We start from the raw sequence: 15821 nt of genomic DNA, 5'->3' as shown, positions 1-15821 counted from the left end.
TCCTTATCTTTCTCTTCAGCGCAGACGCGGGTTGAGCGCGTCGCGCAGCCAGTCGCCGAGCAGGTTCACGCTGAGTGCGATCAGCACCAGCATCAGGCCCGGAAACACCGTGATCCACCATTCGCCCGAGAACAGGTACTGGTTGCCGATGCTGATGAGCGTGCCCAGCGAAGGCGAAGTCGGCGGCACGCCGACGCCGAGGAACGACAGCGTGGCCTCGGTGATGATGGCCGTGGCCACCTGGATCGTGGCCAGCACCATCACCGGCCCCATCACGTTGGGCAGCACGTGGCGCAGCATGATGCGCATCGGCGCCACGCCGGTAACGCGCGCGGCCTGCACGTATTCCTTGTTGCGCTCCACCAGCGTGGAACCGCGCACCGTGCGCGCGTACTGCACCCAGCCGGTCAGCGAGATGGAAATGATCAGCACGCCGAAGGCCAGCGACTCGTGCGCGCCGGGAAAGAGCGCGCGGCCGACGCCGGCAATGAGCAGCGCCACCAGGATGGGCGGAAACGACAGCATCACGTCGCACACGCGCATGAGGAAGGAGTCGAGCCAGCCGCCGAAGAAGCCGGCGAGCAGGCCCAGCACCACGCCGACCACCACCGACAGCACCACCGACACCAGGCCGACGATCAGCGAGATGCGTGCGCCGTAGATGACGGCCGAGAGAATGTCGCGGCCCTGGTCATCGGTGCCCAGCAGGTATTTGGACGAACCTTCGGCGCTCCATGCGGGCGGCAGGCGCGCGTCGCCGAGTTCGAGGGTGGCGAGGTCGAAGGGGTTGTGCGGCGACACCCATCCGGCGAACACCGCACAGACCACGCAGACCAGCGCGATCAGCGCCGCGCCAATGGCCACGGGCGATGTGCGAAAGCTGTAGCCGACATCGCTGTCGAGCCAACGGGCGAGTGTTTTTTTCATCGTGAGGCAAAAGGAATGGGCCCGCAAGAAGCGGGCCCATGGTCAGGCCGCCTTGCGGGCGGCCAGCGGGATCACGGCTTGATGCTCATCCACTTGAAGTACATGAAGTTGTCGGCCAGCTGCACCAGCTCGACCTTCTTGCTCACGCCCCAGGCCAGCGACTGCTGATGCAGCGGCAGGTGGCCGATGTCGTCGGCGTGCATCTTGAACGCCTCCTTGATCAGCTCGTTGCGCTTGGCCTTGTCGCTCTCGGACTGGATCTTCTTGGTCAGCTCGTCGAGCTTGGGGTTGCAGTACGCACCCAGGTTGAACTGCCCGGTGCCCTTGTCATCGGGGCAGGAGGTGAGCGAGCTCAGCGCATTGTGCGAATCGTAGGTGGTCGGGGTCCAGCCCAGCATGTAGAAGCTGGTGTCGCGGCGCAGCACCTTCGGGAAGTAGGTGCCCTTGGTCTCGGCCACGAGATTGATCTTGACGCCGATCTTCGCGAGGTTGGAGGCAACGCTCTGGCAGATCTGGCCGTCGTTCACGTAGCGGTCGTTCGGGCAGTTCAGCGACACCTCGAAGCCGTTGGGGTAGCCGGCTTCGGTCAGCAGCTTCTTGGCAGCCTCGACGTCGTAGGGCAAGCGCTTGTCCTGCTCGGCGGTCCAGCCGTTGATGCCGGGGCCGACCAGGAGGCCGGTGGGCTTGGAGGCGCCGCGCATCACGGTCTTCTGGATGCCGACGATGTCGATGGCCTGGTAGAAGGCCTGGCGAACGCGCTTGTCCTTGAACGGGTTCTTGCCCTTGATGTTCGAGTACTGCAGTTCGTCGCGCTTCTGGTCCATGCCCAGGAAGATGGTGCGCATCTCGGGGCCGGTGATCACGCGGGCATTGGGCGCGGCGTTGATGCGGGCGATGTCCTGCACCGGCACGGGCTCCATCACGTCGACTTCACCCGAGACCAGTGCGGCCACGCGGGTGGCCGGGTTGGCGATGGGCGTGAAGATGATCTCCTGCGCGTTGCCGTCGATCTTGCCCCAGTAGGTGCCGTTGCGCGTGAACACGGTGCGCACGTTGGGCTGGCGTTCGCGCACACGGAACGGGCCGGTGCCGTTGGCCTTGAACGAGGCGGTGTTCTCGATGCCCTTGCGGCGATCCACCGGCTTGGTGGCCTGGTTTTCCTCGCACCACTTCTTGCTCATGATCATGGTGAGCGAGATCACGTCGGGCAGGATCGGGAAGGGGCCGTTGGTCTCGATCTCGACGGCAAGGTCGCCGACCTTGCGCACGGCCTTGATGTCGCTCAGCGTGGCGCGCAAGTCGGAGCCGTCGCCCTGGGCGCGCGCAAAGCTGAACACCACGTCGTCGGCGGAGAACGGGGTGCCGTCGTGGAAGGTCACGCCCTTGCGCAGTTCGAAGCGCCAGACGTTCGGCGAGGTCTGCTTCCAGCTGGTGGCCAGCAGCGGTGCAAGGCTCAGGTCCTTGTTGCGGCCCACGAGGGTTTCATAGACGTTGGCGGTCACGCTCAGCTGTAGCGATTCGTTGAGCGAGTGCGGGTCCAGCGATAGCGCGTCCCCCTGGTTCGCGATGCGGATGGTCTGCGCGCCGGCGACCATGCTGACGGCGCTCAGGGCGCACAAAACGGCGGCCGCAGCCACACTTTTCTTGAAACTCATGGGAACACTCCTCGGGTTGGAATCAAACACATCACGTCGCCGCGGTAGCGGCGGCTCTCCCTGGCTGCGCACCGCGGGTAACGGCAAGCGGCATGCCCTGCTCGATCAGGCCGGCATGCAGCGCGGCGCCAAGCGGCAGGATCTCGTCATTGAAGTCGTAGCGGCTGTTGTGCAGGTAGGCGCCGTCGCGCACGTCCTGGCCGATGCGCAGGTAGGCGCCGGCTTTCTTCTGCAGCATGAAAGAGAAGTCTTCGGCGCCCATGCTGGGCTCCATGCTGCGCTCGACATTCTTCGCACCCACCAGCGACTCGGCCACATCGGCCGCGAACATGGCCTCGGGCGCGGTGTTGATGGTGGCGGGATAGATGCGCTCATATTTGATGCTGGCGCTGGCGCCGAAGCCCGAGGCAATGGCCGCGCACAACTCGTTCAGCCGCTGCTCGATCTGCGCCTGCACGCGCGCGCTGAAGGTGCGCACGGTGCCGACCAGCGTGGCCTCGCCCGGCACCACGCTCATCGCGCCGAGGTCGCCGGCCTGCATCGCGCAGATGCTGATGACGGCGGCGTCGATCGGGCGCACGTTGCGCGAAACGATGGTCTGGGCGGCCGTAATGATGTGCGCCGCGACGATCACGGGGTCGACGGTCTGGTAGGCGTGCGCGCCATGGCCGCCCTTGCCCTTGATGCTGATGGTGATGCGGTCGGCCGCGGCCATCATCGCACCGCGGTTGATGCCGACAGTGCCGGCCGGCATGGCGGGCCAGTTGTGCATCGCGTAGACGGCGTTGACCGGGAAGCGGTCGAACAGGCCGTCCTCGATCATCACGCGCGCGCCGGCGCAGCCCTCTTCGCCGGGCTGGAAGATGAGCACGGCGGTGCCGTCGAAGTCGCGCGTCTCGGCCAGGTAGCGCGCGGCGCCGACCAGCATGGCAGTGTGGCCGTCGTGGCCGCAGCCGTGCATGAGGCCCTCGCTGGCGGAGCGCCAGCCGAAGTCGTTGTCTTCGCGCATGGGCAGCGCGTCCATGTCGGCGCGCAGGCCGATCATGCGGCCGCTGGCCGTCGAACGACCGCGGATGACGCCGACCACGCCGGTCTTGCCGATGCCCTCGTGAATCTCGTCGACACCGCAGGCGCGCAGGGCCTCGCGCACGCGGCCGGAGGTGTAGACCTCCTCGAAGCCGAGCTCGGGGTGTGCGTGCAGGTCGCGGCGGAAGGCCGTGATCTCGGGATAGAAGTTCGCGATGTGCGCGAACGCACGGCCGGAGGCCTTGAGGCGCGGGGCCTCTGCTGTCGCTGTCGTCATGTCAGTGCCCTCCCGCCTTGCCAACGCGCAATCGCGGATCGACCACGAAGTACAGCAGGTCGACCACGAGGTTGATCACCACGAAGATCAGGGCAATAAGACATAGGTAGGCTGCCATCACCGGAATGTCGGCGAAGGTCACGGCCTGGATGAACAGCAGCCCCATGCCGGGCCACTGGAACACCGACTCGGTGATGATCGCGAAGGCAATCAGGCCGCCGAGCTGCAGGCCAGTGATGGTCATCACGGGCACCAGCGTGTTCTTGAGCGCGTGGCCGAAATGAATGGCGCGGTTCGTCAGGCCCCGCGCACGCGCGAACTTGATGTAGTCGGTGCGCAGCACCTCGAGCATCTCGGCGCGCACCAGCCGCATGATCAGCGTGAGCTGGAAGATCGCCAGCGTCACCGCTGGCAGCACGATGTGCTGCCAGCCGTCGGCGCTGAAGAGGCCGCTGGTCCACCAGCCGAGCTTCACGGTCTCGCCGCGCCCGAAGCTCGGGAACCACCCCAGCGTCACGGCGAAGACGAGGATCAGCAGGATGCCGATCAGGAAGGTGGGCAGGGACACGCCGAGCAGCGACACGGTCATGAACACCTGGCTCATGAAGGTACCGCGGCGCAACGCGGTGTACACGCCCATCGGAATGCCGATGAACAGCGCCAGCACGGCCGCGACGAGCGCGAGTTCAAGCGTGGCGGGGAAGCGCTCGCCGATGAGTCGCGACACCTTCGCGCCCTGGCGCAGGCTCAGGCCGAACTCACCTTGTGCAGCGTTGACGAGGAAGTGCCAGAACTGCACGAAGAAGGGCTGGTCGAGCCCCAATGCGGCGCGCAGCTCGCGGATCTGCTCAGGCTTGGCGTCCTGCCCCAGCAGGAACACGACGGGGTCGCCGACGTATTGGAAGAGGAGAAAGGCGATGAACGCGACCGCGATCATCACGATCACGGCCTGGATCAGGCGGCGCAGTACAAAGGCAATCATTCATCGAGCGGAGTGAACGGGGCATGCTAGCAGTGCAAGGTGCGTGCCCGCACGGTGGTTCCCCGGGGGTGCGCCTCGTGGTTTCCCCAAGAGTGTCCAGACGAAAAAAAGCCACTCGACTTTCGTCGAGTGGCTTTCGAGCTTTTGATTCGAAGCTGGCTTACGCCAGCGTCAAATTAGAAAGCGTGACGGATACCGAAGTCGTAGCCGGTGGAGGTCTTCGGGGTGAAGCCACCGGTGGTCACGAACGAAGCACCGCCAACGGTCAGAGCTGCGCCGTTCTTGTTGCTGACGCGAGCAACCGTAGCGTACAGAGCCGTGCGCTTCGACAGGTTGTGCACGTAGCCCAGAGCCAGCTTGTTGGCCTTGGGATCAGGCGTGTTCAGAGCGAACGGGTTGAACGGCAGGTTCTGGTCGTACTTGACGTGCGACCACGAAGCGCGGATCAGGCCAGCACCGACCGGCACGGTAGCGCCGAGCAGGTAACCGGTCACATCCACGTCAGGACGGCCACCAGCCAGCGGCGTCACTTCGTAGTCAACCTTGTTCTTGACCTTCGACAGTTCACCGAACAGCTTCACGGGACCGAAGTCATACGAAGCGCCCAGGTTCAGCGTGTTGGTCTTGGTGGTCGTGCCGGCGTAGTAGTCGTCACCCACGGTGCTGCTGCCATAAGCCAGCGCAACGTCCAGAGGACCGTTCGCGTAGCCGAAGCGGCCGCCGACGTAACGACCTTGACGTTGGCTGTTGGCAACGTTAGGCGTAGACAGACCAGGGCTGTACTTGTTCTTCTCTGCGAAGCCGTACTGCACTTGACCGTAGAAACCACCCAGGTTCGGCGGCAGGAAGTAGCCGACGACGTTGCTTGCGCGAACGTAGTTGCTGGAGCCGACGTTGGTGGCGGCGCCAGTCGAGGCTGCGGGGGTGCCGAAGGCGCCGAGCAGAGCGCTGGACGAGAAGATCAGGTTGGTGCCAACGCCGTTGGTGCCGAACGGATCGAACACGGTGTCGTTCCAGAACGTGGCGGTGTAGTCACGACCCAGGCGAACTTCACCGAAACCACCCGACAAGCTGACGGTCGAGCGGCGTGCGAACGTCGCGATACCTTCTTGGCCGTTGTCATTGCTGATCGGAGCTTCGAGCCAGAAGCTGGCTGCCAGGCCGCCACCGAGGTCTTCCGTACCACGGAAGCCCAGACGGCTCGAGTTGTAGCCCGAGTTAGCCAGTTGCGTGCTGCTGACCTTGCGGCTGCCTTGGTTCAGGTAGAACGGGTTCAGGAGCGTGGCACCATTCAGGTCACGCGAGGTGCTCGAATAGCCGCTGATCGACGCGTCGACCACACCAAACAGCGTGACGGACGACTGAGCCGAGGCAACACCGGCAACAGCCAGGGCAGCCAGAGCAACTAGAGATTTTTTCATTGCAAGTTTCTCCAAGGTTAAACATAGGGCTCCGGTGCGAAGGGCTCACCGTGACTGGCACTTTTGTGCTCCCACCGGACCCCGGGCCAACCTCCTTTTGGGAAGTTGATGCTATTGCACCAGAGCCGCTGCGGCAGGGCAAAACAATTCGCCCGAAATCTTGGATGGCTCGCGCGTTTCGTTGCACGCTTGCAACAAAGGACTTAGACCCCTCTGCGCACCACTATGTGAAATATGACGAGGCTCCGGCGTGGCATTTCTCATGTGCGTTCAAATAGGCGCATGACGCTCATGATCGACCCTGTTCTGACCGCGGCAGACGCTGCATTGCGCACGCTTTTTGCCCGCCCCCATGCCACGCGGGCGACGCCCGTCCCCTCACAGGCACCGGGTGAAATGAGTGAAGCGGAACGTCGGGAAGCCGGCGCGCTGATGCGGGTGAATCATGTGGGTGAAGTCTGCGCACAGGCGCTTTACACAGCCCAGGCAGCGGTGACACGCGATCCTGCGCTGCGCGCCCATTTCCTCGAAGCGGCGCACGAGGAAACCGATCACCTGGCCTGGACCCGGCAACGGCTTGACGAGTTGGGGGCGCGCCCGTCGATCCTGAATCCTCTCTGGTACGCAGGCGCTTTCGGCCTCGGCCTCGTCGCGGGCCGCCTCGGAGACCCATTGAGTCTGGGATTCGTCGCAGAGACGGAGCGTCAGGTGGAGGCCCACCTGGACAGCCACCTCGATCGCCTTCCGTCCGGAGACAGCGCATCCAAGGCAGTGGTCGAGCAGATGAAGCTAGACGAAGCCCGTCATGCGTCGCAGGCTGTCGACGCCGGCGCGGCGGAGCTCCCGGCGCCGGCCAAGGCCCTGATGCGCGTGGCCTCCCGCGTGATGACCACGCTGGCGCACCGCATCTAGGCCACTTGGCTCAGGTTTCGATCAGGTCGAAACTGGTGGTGATTTCGGCTGTCTTCGCCAGCATGATGCTGGCGGAGCAATACGTTTCGTGACTCAGTGCGATTGCGCGCTCCACGGCAGAGGCCGGAATTCCCTTGCCCGCCACGGTGAAGTGCATGTGGATCTTCGTGAAGACCTTGGGGTCCTTTTCGGCGCGCTCGCTGGTCAGCTTGACGCTGCAGCGCTCGACGCGATGGCGTCCGCGCTTCAGTATGAGCACGACATCGTAGGCAGTGCATCCCCCGGTGCCGGCAAGAACAGTCTCCATCGGCCGCGCCGCGAGGTTCTGTCCGCCGTTCTCGGGCTTCGCGGCATCCGGTGCGCCATCCATCATCAGGACATGGCCGCTGCCCGTCTCGGCAACGAAGCCCATGGCCGATCGCGTGCCTGCGTCACCGGTCCAACTTACTGTGCATTCCATGGTTTTCGGAGTTCCAGGTCTGGGATGTCGGGCAAAAATGCACGCCGACATCCATTTGTGTGTGGGAAAAGCATCACTCGCTTGTTGCAACGCAACAAACAGTCGATATACTTTATTTCATTGCGCAAACGTATGCGCACCCAGTTGTCTCCTCCACCCTTCCAATTGGTGGATTTAGCCCCGAGCTGCAAAGCTCGGGGCTTTTTTCTTTCCAGGCCACCCTCACCGGCCTTGCCGCCACTCTAGTTTTCGCACCGAAAGGGCAGTTGCTCTGGCTGCCCTGGCTGTTGCCGGTGTTGCCTCGGCTCAGTCGTCCGTCACGCTGTTTGGTGTGGTCGACGCGTCGATCAGCGGTTACTCGTCCAGCTCGCGTGACCTGAGGCCCACGAATCTGGGCAGCGTGAAGGTCAGCCGCACGGCGCTGGCCAACTCTGGCTACAACACCAGCCGCCTCGGCTTCCGTGGTACGGAAGACCTCGGTGGCGACCTGGCAGCCAGCTTCCGGCTCGAAGCCCCCATCACCAATGACGACAGCGCCACCGGCCTCGCAACCTTCGTTCGTCGCTCGACCGTGAGTCTGTCGGGTGGGTTCGGTGAACTCCGCCTGGGTCGCGACTACACCCCCACGTTCTGGAACGACTCCGTGTTCGATCCGTTCGGCACCAACGGCGTTGGCTCCAACCTGATCAACACGGCCAACGGCTTCAACGCCGTGACCTACGGCGCCAAGGACACTGGCGGCTTCGGCGGCAACCAGAACTACTCTCGCGCCAGCAATTCGATCGGCTACTTCCTGCCACCGAACCTTGGCGGCTTTTACGGCCAGGTGATGTATGCGTTCCACGAGAACGACAAGCACAGCAACGGCGGCTTCATCCCGGCGGACAGCTCGACCTCGAAGAGCCGCGCAGGCCGTTACATCGGTGGTCGCTTCGGCTACGCAAACGGCCCTCTGGACGTCGCAGTGGCCTACGGCAACAGCACGGTTGGCGATCAGTACTACGCTGGCACCACCGACTCGGTAAACATCTTCAACCTGGGTGCCTCGTATGACTTCGGCCCCGTGAAGCTGTTCGGCGAACTTTCGCGTGCCGAGAACTCGCGTGACTACAAAAACCGGCCGATCGCCGGCGGTCGTCCCGACGTCGATCTGAACGGCTATCTACTTGGCCTGACTGTGCCAGTTGGTGCAGGCCTGATCCGAGCGTCCTACTCTGCTGTCAAGTACGACGACAACCTGTCGGCCACCCGACGCGACCCGAAGGCCAACAAGCTGGCACTCGGTTACGTGCACAACCTGTCGAAGCGCACGGCCCTTTACGCCACGGTTGCTCGCGTGAGCGACAAGAACGGCGCGGCATTGAACGTGGGTGGACCGGCTTTCTACAACGCGGCTGCTGGCGTGTTCACACCGAAGACCTCGACGGGCTACGACTTCGGCATTCGTCACGCGTTCTGATCTTCCTCGTTTGATCCCGATGCTGGCTCTTGCCAGTTCGAATCAGCAAAGCCTCAAGTCGCCCGGCTCACGCCGGGCGGCTTTTTGTCCTTGCTCTCCTTCTTTCTCTTTCTCAGCTCGCCCGGCTACGCCGGCTTTGCAGGAGTCCCACATTCATTTCTCCGCTCAACACCGATGCGTAGAAACGCTCGACCATGTTGACGCTCGTGCGCGCATTGCGTGCCAAGGTCAGCATGTCGATCCCTTGCCCGTACAAGAGCCGCAGCGTGATCGCGGTATGGCGCAGGCAGTAGAGCGTCCTCGACTGGCCCAGTGGCCCTTTCTCAAGCCCCGCCTTTTCGAGCACCCAGTGAAAGAAGAAGTTGAGCACTGCCAGCGCATGCTCGCGGTTCTTCAACTGCGGCAGGAAGATGTAGTCCTCCGCCCCGCCATACCCATGCTCGCCGCGATTAGCGAGCAAGCATTCATAGACCCGCACCGCAGGACGCAGGCTCACGATGGGCTGACTGTGCCGCTTGGTCTCCGGCAGGTTCATCCGCAGATAGACGTGCTTGCCGCGCACGACCTCGATGTGCTTGTGCTTCATGAGCTTGATGTCGCTCGGACGCACGAAGGTGTTCACCATCCAGCGGATCAGCCAGGGCAGCTCGTCCGGCATGACGAGCAGTTCGCGCGCAATCCAGAAACGTTCGCCGGCCGCAAGTTGATCGAGCACCGGATGCGAGTGCCCGCGCAAGCTGCGCGCGGTCTTGATGATCGTCCGGTACTCCGCAACGCTGAAGCTGCCGCGCGGCTGGCTGCGCACCTTGACCTTCGGAAAAGGAGGCGCATCGCGAAGTACACCGATGTGCACGCCGTGCATCACCACCTTGCGCAATAGCACCAGGTACTGGGCAATCGCCGTGCTGGTGAAGCCCTGCTCTCCGAGGTGATCGATCAAGCGTTGCGCGTCGGCGGTTGCAAACGACTGCGCCGAAACATCGCCGAGCAGCGGAACGATGTGCGCACGCAATCTGTTGCCCATCGCCTGCCATGTGGCACACCCAATTTCTTTTCGCTGAACGCGCGCGACCTCCGCCTGCATCAGCCCTTTCGAAAGGTGGCTGACAGAAATTGATAACAGATTCCGCTCATTTGTAAATTGATTGGCGGTCGGATGAATCGCGGGATAGGTGCGTCCAAGAAATCCCGAATCATTTGCAGCTGGGGCTTTGCCGAAGAGGTTTATGACATTTGTGTCCATGTCATATCTCGCATGCAATCCCGATGCCTCTTATCATCAACAGTTAGCAAATGAAAACTCCCATGGAAAAAATCGTGCGCAATGCGCCTGTTGATCCGGCGCTCACGCCCGCCGACTATCTCAGAAAAATACTCAACGCTCGGGTCTACGACGTTGCCGTCGAATCTGCGCTCGAGAAGGCGCGCGCGCTCAGCGAACGGCTGGGCAACACCGTGCTGCTCAAGCGCGAAGACCAGCAACCGGTCTTCAGCTTCAAACTGCGCGGCGCCTATAACAAGATGGCGCATCTGAGTGCTGCGCAATTGGCAAGCGGCGTAATTTGCGCATCGGCTGGAAATCACGCGCAAGGCGTTGCATTGGGTGCACGCAAGCTCGGCACGCGCGCGGTGATCGTGATGCCGGTGACCACGCCCAAACTGAAAATCGATGCGGTGCGTGGTTTCGGCGGCGAAATCGTGCTGCATGGCGACAGCTATTCGGATGCCTATCTGCACGCGCTCGAATTGCAGGCGCAGCAAAACCTGACCTTCGTGCATCCCTTCGACGACCCCGATGTCATCGCAGGCCAGGGCACCATCGCAATGGAAATCCTGCGACAGCACCAGGGCCCGCTCGATGCAGTGTTCGTCGCAATCGGCGGCGGCGGGTTGATCTCCGGCGTGGCCAACTACATCAAGGCCGTGCGACCCGAGATCAAGGTGATCGGCGTGCAGATGAACGACTCCGACGCGATGATGCAATCGGTCGCGGCCAATCAGCGCGTGAACCTGCCCGACGTCGGCCTGTTCTCCGACGGCACGGCGGTCAAGCTGGTCGGCGAGGAAACCTTCCGCATCGCCAGCGAGCTGGTCGACGAATACATCGCCGTCGACACCGACGCCGTGTGCGCCGCCATCAAGGACATCTTCGTGGACACGCGCAGCATCGTCGAGCCGGCCGGTGCGCTGGCGGTCGCGGCCATCAAGGAATACGTTGCCCAGCACGGCCGCCACGGCGAGACCTATGCAGCCATCCTGTGCGGCGCCAACATGAATTTCGACCGGCTGCGTTTCGTCGCCGAACGCGCCGAAGTCGGTGAAGAGCGCGAGGCATTGTTCGCCGTCACCATGCCCGAAGAGCGCGGCAGCTTCCGCCGCTTCTGCGAGCTGATCGGCGAGATGCCCGCGAGCGACGCCGAAGCCACGGGCGGCGGCGCACCTCGCAACGTGACCGAGTTCAACTACCGCATAAGCGATGCAGCCAAGGCGCATGTGTTCGTCGGTCTCACGACCTCGGCGCGCGGCGAGTCGGCCTTCATCGCACGGACCTTCGACGAGCACGGATTCAACACGCTCGACCTCACCCATGACGAGCTTGCGAAGGAGCATCTGCGACACCTCGTGGGCGGACGCACTGGCCTCGCGCATGACGAGCGCCTGCTGCGCTTCGTGTTTCCCGAGCGTCCCGGCGCGCTGCTCAAGTTCCTGAGCCTGATGCAGCCGAACTGGAACATCAGCCTGTTCCATTACCGCAACCAGGGCGCCGACTACGGCCGCATCCTCGTGGGCCTGCAGGTGCCTGCCGGCGAAGGTGCCGAGTTCGACGCCTTCCTCGAAACGCTGGGCTATCCCTACGTCGAGGAAACGGCCAACCCGGCGTACCGGCTCTTTCTGCAGGCCTGAAAAAGCAGAAGCCGGCTCCAGGCCGGCTTCGATCGTTCAACTGTCCGCTGCTACTGCGCGGGCGCCTGTTGCGGCGGCGGTGCCATAGCAGCAGGTTGCGACAGCGGGCCACCCGGTTGCTGCTGTTGCTGCGGCAACTGCGGCGGGGCCACCACGGCTGGCATCGTCGCAGGCAGGGGCCCGGTCGGCGCAGACATCGGCACTGCCGGCAACCCGGGGCTGGAAACGCTGATCGGCGCACGCACCGGCAATTGCAGCGTGAACGCCGCCGGGCCGTCGGCCTGCGTGCCGATGGTCGCCGAGCGCAGGCCCACCGACTGCAGCACATAGTTGTCGCCGATCACCGAGCCGACACGGAACGGCCGCGGCGGCTTGCCGTCGATGGAGATCAGCGCGGCCCCCTGCTTCGAAGGGTCGGCCACCACACCCGACAGCGCAAAGCGGCTGGCCGCCTCGGGCGCCACCTGGGCCGTGCGTGACGCCGGCAGCACGCCCAGCAGCCGGGCCACCGCATCCGAATCGGCCGTCACCGAAGGCCGCGGCATCGTCGCGGCCGCCGCCACGGCGTCGGTCGGCGAAGCCAGGCGCAGCGCCCAGAACACCGCGGCACCGGCCGCCAGCGCCCAAAGCCCCGTCGTTGCAAGTGGGGCATGCCAGCGAGCGGCTGAGTAGGGACTTGTCATGGCTGCGGATTATCATGCAGCGCGCTTTCCGAATCATGTCCGCCCAAGCTATGAACAAATTCCTCCGTGCCGCCACCCGCACCGCCCAACGCGGCTTCACGCTGATCGAACTGATGGTGGTGCTGGTCATCATCGGCGTGCTGGCGGCGCTCATCGTGCCGAACGTGATCGAGCGCGCCGACGACGCCCGCGTGACGGCCGCCCGCACCGACATCAACAACCTGATGCAGGCGCTCAAGCTCTATCGCCTGGACAACCAGCGCTACCCCACCGCCGAGCAGGGTCTGCAGGCGCTGCTCACGCGCCCAACCACCGGTCCGGCCGCACCCAACTGGAAGGCCTACGTCGAGAAGCTGCCCAACGACCCCTGGGGTCATCCGTACCAGTACATGAACCCGGGCATCAAGGGCGAGATCGACGTGCTCTCGTTCGGCGCCGACGGCCAAAGCGGCGGCGAGGGCAAGAATGCCGACATCGGCAGCTGGCAATAGCGGCTCGGGCGCGCTGCGCCGCAACCGGTATCCACGCCCCCACATCCACCCGGCCCGCGGCTTCACGCTGCTGGAGCTGATCGTGGTGATCGCCATCATCGCGATCGCCACCGCCGCCGTCAGCTTCGCGATACGCGACACCAACGCCGCCAAGCTCGACCGCGAAGCCGACCGGCTCGCCGCCCTGCTCGAATCGGCCCGCGCCCAGTCGCGCGCCAGCGGCATCGTGGTGCGGTGGCGGCCCGTCGAGGGCAGCTTCGTGTTCGACGGCCTCCCGCCTGGCGCACTGCCCGCCAACTGGGCCGCCGAAGGCATCACAGCGCAGGCCTCTCTCGCCAACGGCACGCTGGTTCCCGCGCTGCAGCTCGGGCCCGATCCGATCATCGCGGCGCAGCAGGTCATGCTCTATTCCGCCGGCCCGCCCGCGCGCGCATTGCGCATCGCGACCGACGGGGTGCGCCCCTTCACCGTATCGGCCGTGCAATGAGCGCGCGACGCCCTGCCCCGTCCTCTCGCATCGCCGGCTTCACGCTGATCGAAGTGCTGATCGCGCTCGGCATCGTCGCGCTGGCGCTGGCCGCGGGTTCGCAGGCCACGATGTCGCTCACGCGCAATGCGCAGCGCCAGTCCGATCTCGTGCTGGCCGACCTGTGCGCCGAGAACGAACTCGCCAAGGCCCGCCTGTCGCGGCAAATGCCGGCAATCGGCGACTCGGGCTCCATCTGCCTGCAGGCCGGCGTCTCGTTCAACGTGACCACTTCGACCACGTCCACGCTGAACCCGAATTTCCGGCGCGTCGACGTGCAGGTGCGCGACGAAGCCGACGCGCCGATCCTGCGCATCTCCACCATCGTGGGGAGGTACTGATGCTCGTCTCCAGGTCCCGCGGCTTCACGCTGATCGAGCTGCTCGTCGCCATCGCGGTGATGGCCCTGCTCTCGCTCATCAGCTGGCGCGGGCTGGACAGCATGTCCCGCGCCACCACGCAGAACCAGCAGCGCGCCGACGCCGTCCTCACGCTGCAGGCCACGCTCGCGCAGTGGGGCGCCGACCTCGACGCCGTGACCACGCTCGCGCAGACCCGCCCGATCGACTGGGACGGCCGCGTGCTGCGGCTCACGCGCCGTGGCAGCGACGACGCGGCGCCGTCGGTGCAGGTGGTGGCCTGGATGCTGAAGTCCGGCTCCGACGGCGTGCGCTGGCGGCGCTGGCAATCGCAGCCCTTCACCACGCGCGGCGAATGGCAGCAGGCCTGGAACTTCGCGGCCGCCTGGGCACAGGACGGCGGCGCGAGCGCGGCCGGAGGCGGCTACAACGACGTGCCGCTGGTGCCAGCCAGCAACTGGCAGCTTTATTTCTTCCGCGACAACACCTGGGTGCCGGCCAGCCAGCTGCCCACCGTCGTGCCCAACCCCAACAACCCCGCGGGCCCCGTCGTCGCCATGCCCGACGGCGTGCGCCTCGTCATCACGCTGCCGCCCGGAGACGGCCTCTCGGGCACGCTCACGCGCGACTGGGTCAAGCCGACCGTCGGATCGGCGAAATCATCATGACGGCAACAAAGAAGCGCCAGTCCGGCGCCGCCCTGCTCGCCGCGATGCTGACCGTGATGCTCGTGGCCACCTTCGCCGCCGCGGCGCTGTGGCAGCAGTGGCGCGCGGCCGAGGTCGAAGGCGCCGAGCGCGCGCGCGTGCAGGCTGCCTGGGTGCTGGTCGGCGCGCTCGACTGGTCGCGCCTGATCCTCAGCGAAGACGGCCGCACCGGCGGCCCCGACAACCTGGCAGAGCCCTGGGCCGTGCCGCTCGAGGAGGCGCGGCTCACGAGCTTCCTGGCGGCCGACAAGAACGTGTCGAGCGACAGCCTCGAAGGACTGCCCGACGCCTTCCTCTCGGGCCGCATCGTCGATGCGCAGTCCAAGCTCAACGTGCTGTCGCTGGTCGACAACGGCAAGCCGGTGCCCGCCAGCGTCGCCACCTTCACCCGGCTGTTCAACCTGCTGGGCCTGCCGGCGTCGGAGCTCAGCCGGATGACCACGGGCCTGGTGGCCGCCCTTGCCACGGGCACCGCGACCGACGGCAGCGACGGCGGCGACCCCAGCGCCGCGCCGCTGATGCCGCAGCAGGTCTCGCAGCTGGTGTGGCTGGGCCTGTCGCCCTCGACCGCCGCCGCGCTCGAACCGTACGTGACGATCCTGCCGGTGAAGACCACGCTCAACCTCAACACCGCGAGCGCCGAAGCCATCAGCGCCAGCATGGAGTCGCTCAACATCGCCAGCGCGCGCCAACTTGTGGAGCGCCGCACGCGCGCCTTCTTCAAGGACATTGCCGCCGCCAACGCCGCGCTGCCCAGCGGCAGCGCGCCCTTCAATGCGGCGCAGCACGGCGTGGGCACGCAGTACTTCGAGGTCTACGGCAGGCTGCGGCTGGAGCGCACCTACGTCGAGGAGCGCTCGCTTCTACAGCGCAACGGTGTCACGGCAACGACGATCTGGCGCACCCGCGGCGCCGGCGCAACGGACACTACGGTCAAACCCTGATTTCGATGCCCTATTTGTAGACAAAAAGCCTTCGAACGCGCATGGCGTCTGCGCAACACGCTATCGAAACAAGAGCGTCAGCCTGTCA

At 65.0% G+C, this 15821-nt stretch carries 16 protein-coding genes; 8 read left to right on the top strand and 8 right to left on the bottom strand.

Annotation, left to right across the window (positions count from 1 at the left end):
- Positions 1 to 15: 15 nt before the first annotated feature.
- The 5 genes from ACTG4X_RS07590 to ACTG4X_RS07570 form a co-directional block, all read right to left on the bottom strand.
- Positions 16 to 927, bottom strand: a complete 912-nt coding sequence (locus tag ACTG4X_RS07590) for an ABC transporter permease (RefSeq protein ID WP_093075958.1) — start codon at positions 925 to 927, stop codon at positions 16 to 18.
- Positions 928 to 998: 71 nt separating this feature from the next.
- Complete coding sequence (locus ACTG4X_RS07585; RefSeq protein ID WP_093048336.1) at positions 999 to 2582, bottom strand: ABC transporter substrate-binding protein; 1584 nt, start codon at positions 2580 to 2582, stop codon at positions 999 to 1001.
- 31 nt (positions 2583 to 2613) lie between these two features.
- Entirely contained in the window at positions 2614 to 3885 is a 1272-nt protein-coding gene (locus ACTG4X_RS07580; protein ID WP_093048333.1) for a M20 aminoacylase family protein, read from the bottom strand.
- Between the two features lies 1 nt (position 3886).
- Positions 3887 to 4867 carry an ABC transporter permease gene (locus ACTG4X_RS07575; RefSeq protein ID WP_093048330.1) on the bottom strand — a complete coding sequence of 327 codons (981 nt, stop codon included), beginning with the start codon at positions 4865 to 4867 and terminating at the stop codon, positions 3887 to 3889.
- Between the two features lie 176 nt (positions 4868 to 5043).
- Positions 5044 to 6288 (bottom strand): porin, encoded by a 1245-nt coding sequence (locus ACTG4X_RS07570; protein ID WP_097200010.1) that lies wholly within the window; start codon positions 6286 to 6288, stop codon positions 5044 to 5046.
- A 282-nt stretch (positions 6289 to 6570) separates the two neighbouring features.
- Between ACTG4X_RS07570 and coq7 the strand changes: the two genes are divergently transcribed.
- Entirely contained in the window at positions 6571 to 7200 is a 630-nt protein-coding gene (coq7, locus tag ACTG4X_RS07565; RefSeq protein ID WP_093075963.1) for a 2-polyprenyl-3-methyl-6-methoxy-1,4-benzoquinone monooxygenase, read from the top strand.
- Between the two features lie 10 nt (positions 7201 to 7210).
- Here coq7 and ACTG4X_RS07560 read toward each other — a convergent pair whose 3' ends face one another.
- Positions 7211 to 7660 (bottom strand): OsmC family protein, encoded by a 450-nt coding sequence (locus tag ACTG4X_RS07560; protein ID WP_007834112.1) that lies wholly within the window; start codon positions 7658 to 7660, stop codon positions 7211 to 7213.
- Between the two features lie 271 nt (positions 7661 to 7931).
- Here ACTG4X_RS07560 and ACTG4X_RS07555 point away from each other — a divergent pair, with 271 nt between their 5' ends.
- Positions 7932 to 9119 carry a porin gene (locus tag ACTG4X_RS07555; RefSeq protein WP_440534371.1) on the top strand — a complete coding sequence of 396 codons (1188 nt, stop codon included), beginning with the start codon at positions 7932 to 7934 and terminating at the stop codon, positions 9117 to 9119.
- Positions 9120 to 9231: 112 nt separating this feature from the next.
- Here the strand turns inward: ACTG4X_RS07555 and ACTG4X_RS07550 are convergent, their stop codons facing one another.
- On the bottom strand, positions 9232 to 10362 hold the full coding sequence (locus ACTG4X_RS07550; RefSeq protein ID WP_440533536.1) for a hypothetical protein: 1131 nt from the start codon (positions 10360 to 10362) through the stop codon (positions 9232 to 9234).
- 50 nt (positions 10363 to 10412) lie between these two features.
- Between ACTG4X_RS07550 and ilvA the strand changes: the two genes are divergently transcribed.
- The gene (gene ilvA / locus ACTG4X_RS07545) at positions 10413 to 12023 is read left to right on the top strand and encodes a threonine ammonia-lyase, biosynthetic (protein ID WP_097200013.1); all 1611 of its coding nucleotides are present in this window, start codon (positions 10413 to 10415) and stop codon (positions 12021 to 12023) included.
- A gap of 50 nt (positions 12024 to 12073) precedes the next feature.
- Here ilvA and ACTG4X_RS07540 read toward each other — a convergent pair whose 3' ends face one another.
- Entirely contained in the window at positions 12074 to 12706 is a 633-nt protein-coding gene (locus ACTG4X_RS07540) for a hypothetical protein (protein WP_097200014.1), read from the bottom strand.
- 50 nt (positions 12707 to 12756) lie between these two features.
- Between ACTG4X_RS07540 and gspG the strand changes: the two genes are divergently transcribed.
- From gspG to gspK, 5 genes are read left to right on the top strand one after another with little or no spacing between them, the layout of a single operon-like run.
- Positions 12757 to 13197, top strand: coding sequence for a type II secretion system major pseudopilin GspG (gene gspG / locus ACTG4X_RS07535; protein WP_093048308.1), 441 nt, complete (start codon positions 12757 to 12759; stop codon positions 13195 to 13197).
- On the top strand, positions 13172 to 13684 hold the full coding sequence (locus ACTG4X_RS07530; protein ID WP_093048305.1) for a prepilin-type N-terminal cleavage/methylation domain-containing protein: 513 nt from the start codon (positions 13172 to 13174) through the stop codon (positions 13682 to 13684). Before gspG ends, ACTG4X_RS07530 begins: the two co-directional genes overlap by 26 nt.
- Positions 13681 to 14064 (top strand): type II secretion system minor pseudopilin GspI, encoded by a 384-nt coding sequence (gene gspI, locus ACTG4X_RS07525; protein WP_093048303.1) that lies wholly within the window; start codon positions 13681 to 13683, stop codon positions 14062 to 14064. The genes ACTG4X_RS07530 and gspI overlap by 4 nt, the downstream gene beginning before the upstream one ends.
- On the top strand, positions 14064 to 14750 hold the full coding sequence (locus ACTG4X_RS07520; RefSeq protein ID WP_097200015.1) for a PulJ/GspJ family protein: 687 nt from the start codon (positions 14064 to 14066) through the stop codon (positions 14748 to 14750). Before gspI ends, ACTG4X_RS07520 begins: the two co-directional genes overlap by 1 nt.
- Positions 14747 to 15733: a type II secretion system minor pseudopilin GspK gene (gspK, locus tag ACTG4X_RS07515; RefSeq protein WP_440533535.1), complete on the top strand. Its 987-nt coding sequence runs from the start codon at positions 14747 to 14749 to the stop codon at positions 15731 to 15733. The genes ACTG4X_RS07520 and gspK overlap by 4 nt, the downstream gene beginning before the upstream one ends.
- The last annotated feature ends 88 nt before the right edge of the window (positions 15734 to 15821 follow it).

This window comes from Variovorax sp. YR566, assembly GCF_051992195.1.
In the GTDB taxonomy this organism is placed as follows: domain Bacteria; phylum Pseudomonadota; class Gammaproteobacteria; order Burkholderiales; family Burkholderiaceae_C; genus Variovorax.
This window is presented reverse-complemented; position numbering and strand designations above follow the sequence as displayed.

Bases quoted from the DNA above. Each gene is read 5' to 3' on its own strand.
- ACTG4X_RS07540 (WP_097200014.1), bottom strand. From the start codon at position 12,706: ATGACAAGTCCCTACTCAGCCGCTCGCTGGCATGCCCCACTTGCAACG.
- ACTG4X_RS07550 (WP_440533536.1), bottom strand. From the start codon at position 10,362: ATGGACACAAATGTCATAAACCTCTTCGGCAAAGCCCCAGCTGCAAAT.
- ilvA (WP_097200013.1), top strand. From the start codon at position 10,413: ATGAAAACTCCCATGGAAAAAATCGTGCGCAATGCGCCTGTTGATCCG.
- coq7 (WP_093075963.1), top strand. From the start codon at position 6,571: ATGACGCTCATGATCGACCCTGTTCTGACCGCGGCAGACGCTGCATTG.
- ACTG4X_RS07560 (WP_007834112.1), bottom strand. From the start codon at position 7,660: ATGGAATGCACAGTAAGTTGGACCGGTGACGCAGGCACGCGATCGGCC.
- ACTG4X_RS07575 (WP_093048330.1), bottom strand. From the start codon at position 4,867: ATGATTGCCTTTGTACTGCGCCGCCTGATCCAGGCCGTGATCGTGATG.
- ACTG4X_RS07570 (WP_097200010.1), bottom strand. From the start codon at position 6,288: ATGAAAAAATCTCTAGTTGCTCTGGCTGCCCTGGCTGTTGCCGGTGTT.
- ACTG4X_RS07520 (WP_097200015.1), top strand. From the start codon at position 14,064: ATGCTCGTCTCCAGGTCCCGCGGCTTCACGCTGATCGAGCTGCTCGTC.
- ACTG4X_RS07585 (WP_093048336.1), bottom strand. From the start codon at position 2,582: ATGAGTTTCAAGAAAAGTGTGGCTGCGGCCGCCGTTTTGTGCGCCCTG.
- ACTG4X_RS07530 (WP_093048305.1), top strand. From the start codon at position 13,172: ATGCCGACATCGGCAGCTGGCAATAGCGGCTCGGGCGCGCTGCGCCGC.
- ACTG4X_RS07580 (WP_093048333.1), bottom strand. From the start codon at position 3,885: ATGACGACAGCGACAGCAGAGGCCCCGCGCCTCAAGGCCTCCGGCCGT.
- gspI (WP_093048303.1), top strand. From the start codon at position 13,681: ATGAGCGCGCGACGCCCTGCCCCGTCCTCTCGCATCGCCGGCTTCACG.
- ACTG4X_RS07590 (WP_093075958.1), bottom strand. From the start codon at position 927: ATGAAAAAAACACTCGCCCGTTGGCTCGACAGCGATGTCGGCTACAGC.
- gspK (WP_440533535.1), top strand. From the start codon at position 14,747: ATGACGGCAACAAAGAAGCGCCAGTCCGGCGCCGCCCTGCTCGCCGCG.
- gspG (WP_093048308.1), top strand. From the start codon at position 12,757: ATGAACAAATTCCTCCGTGCCGCCACCCGCACCGCCCAACGCGGCTTC.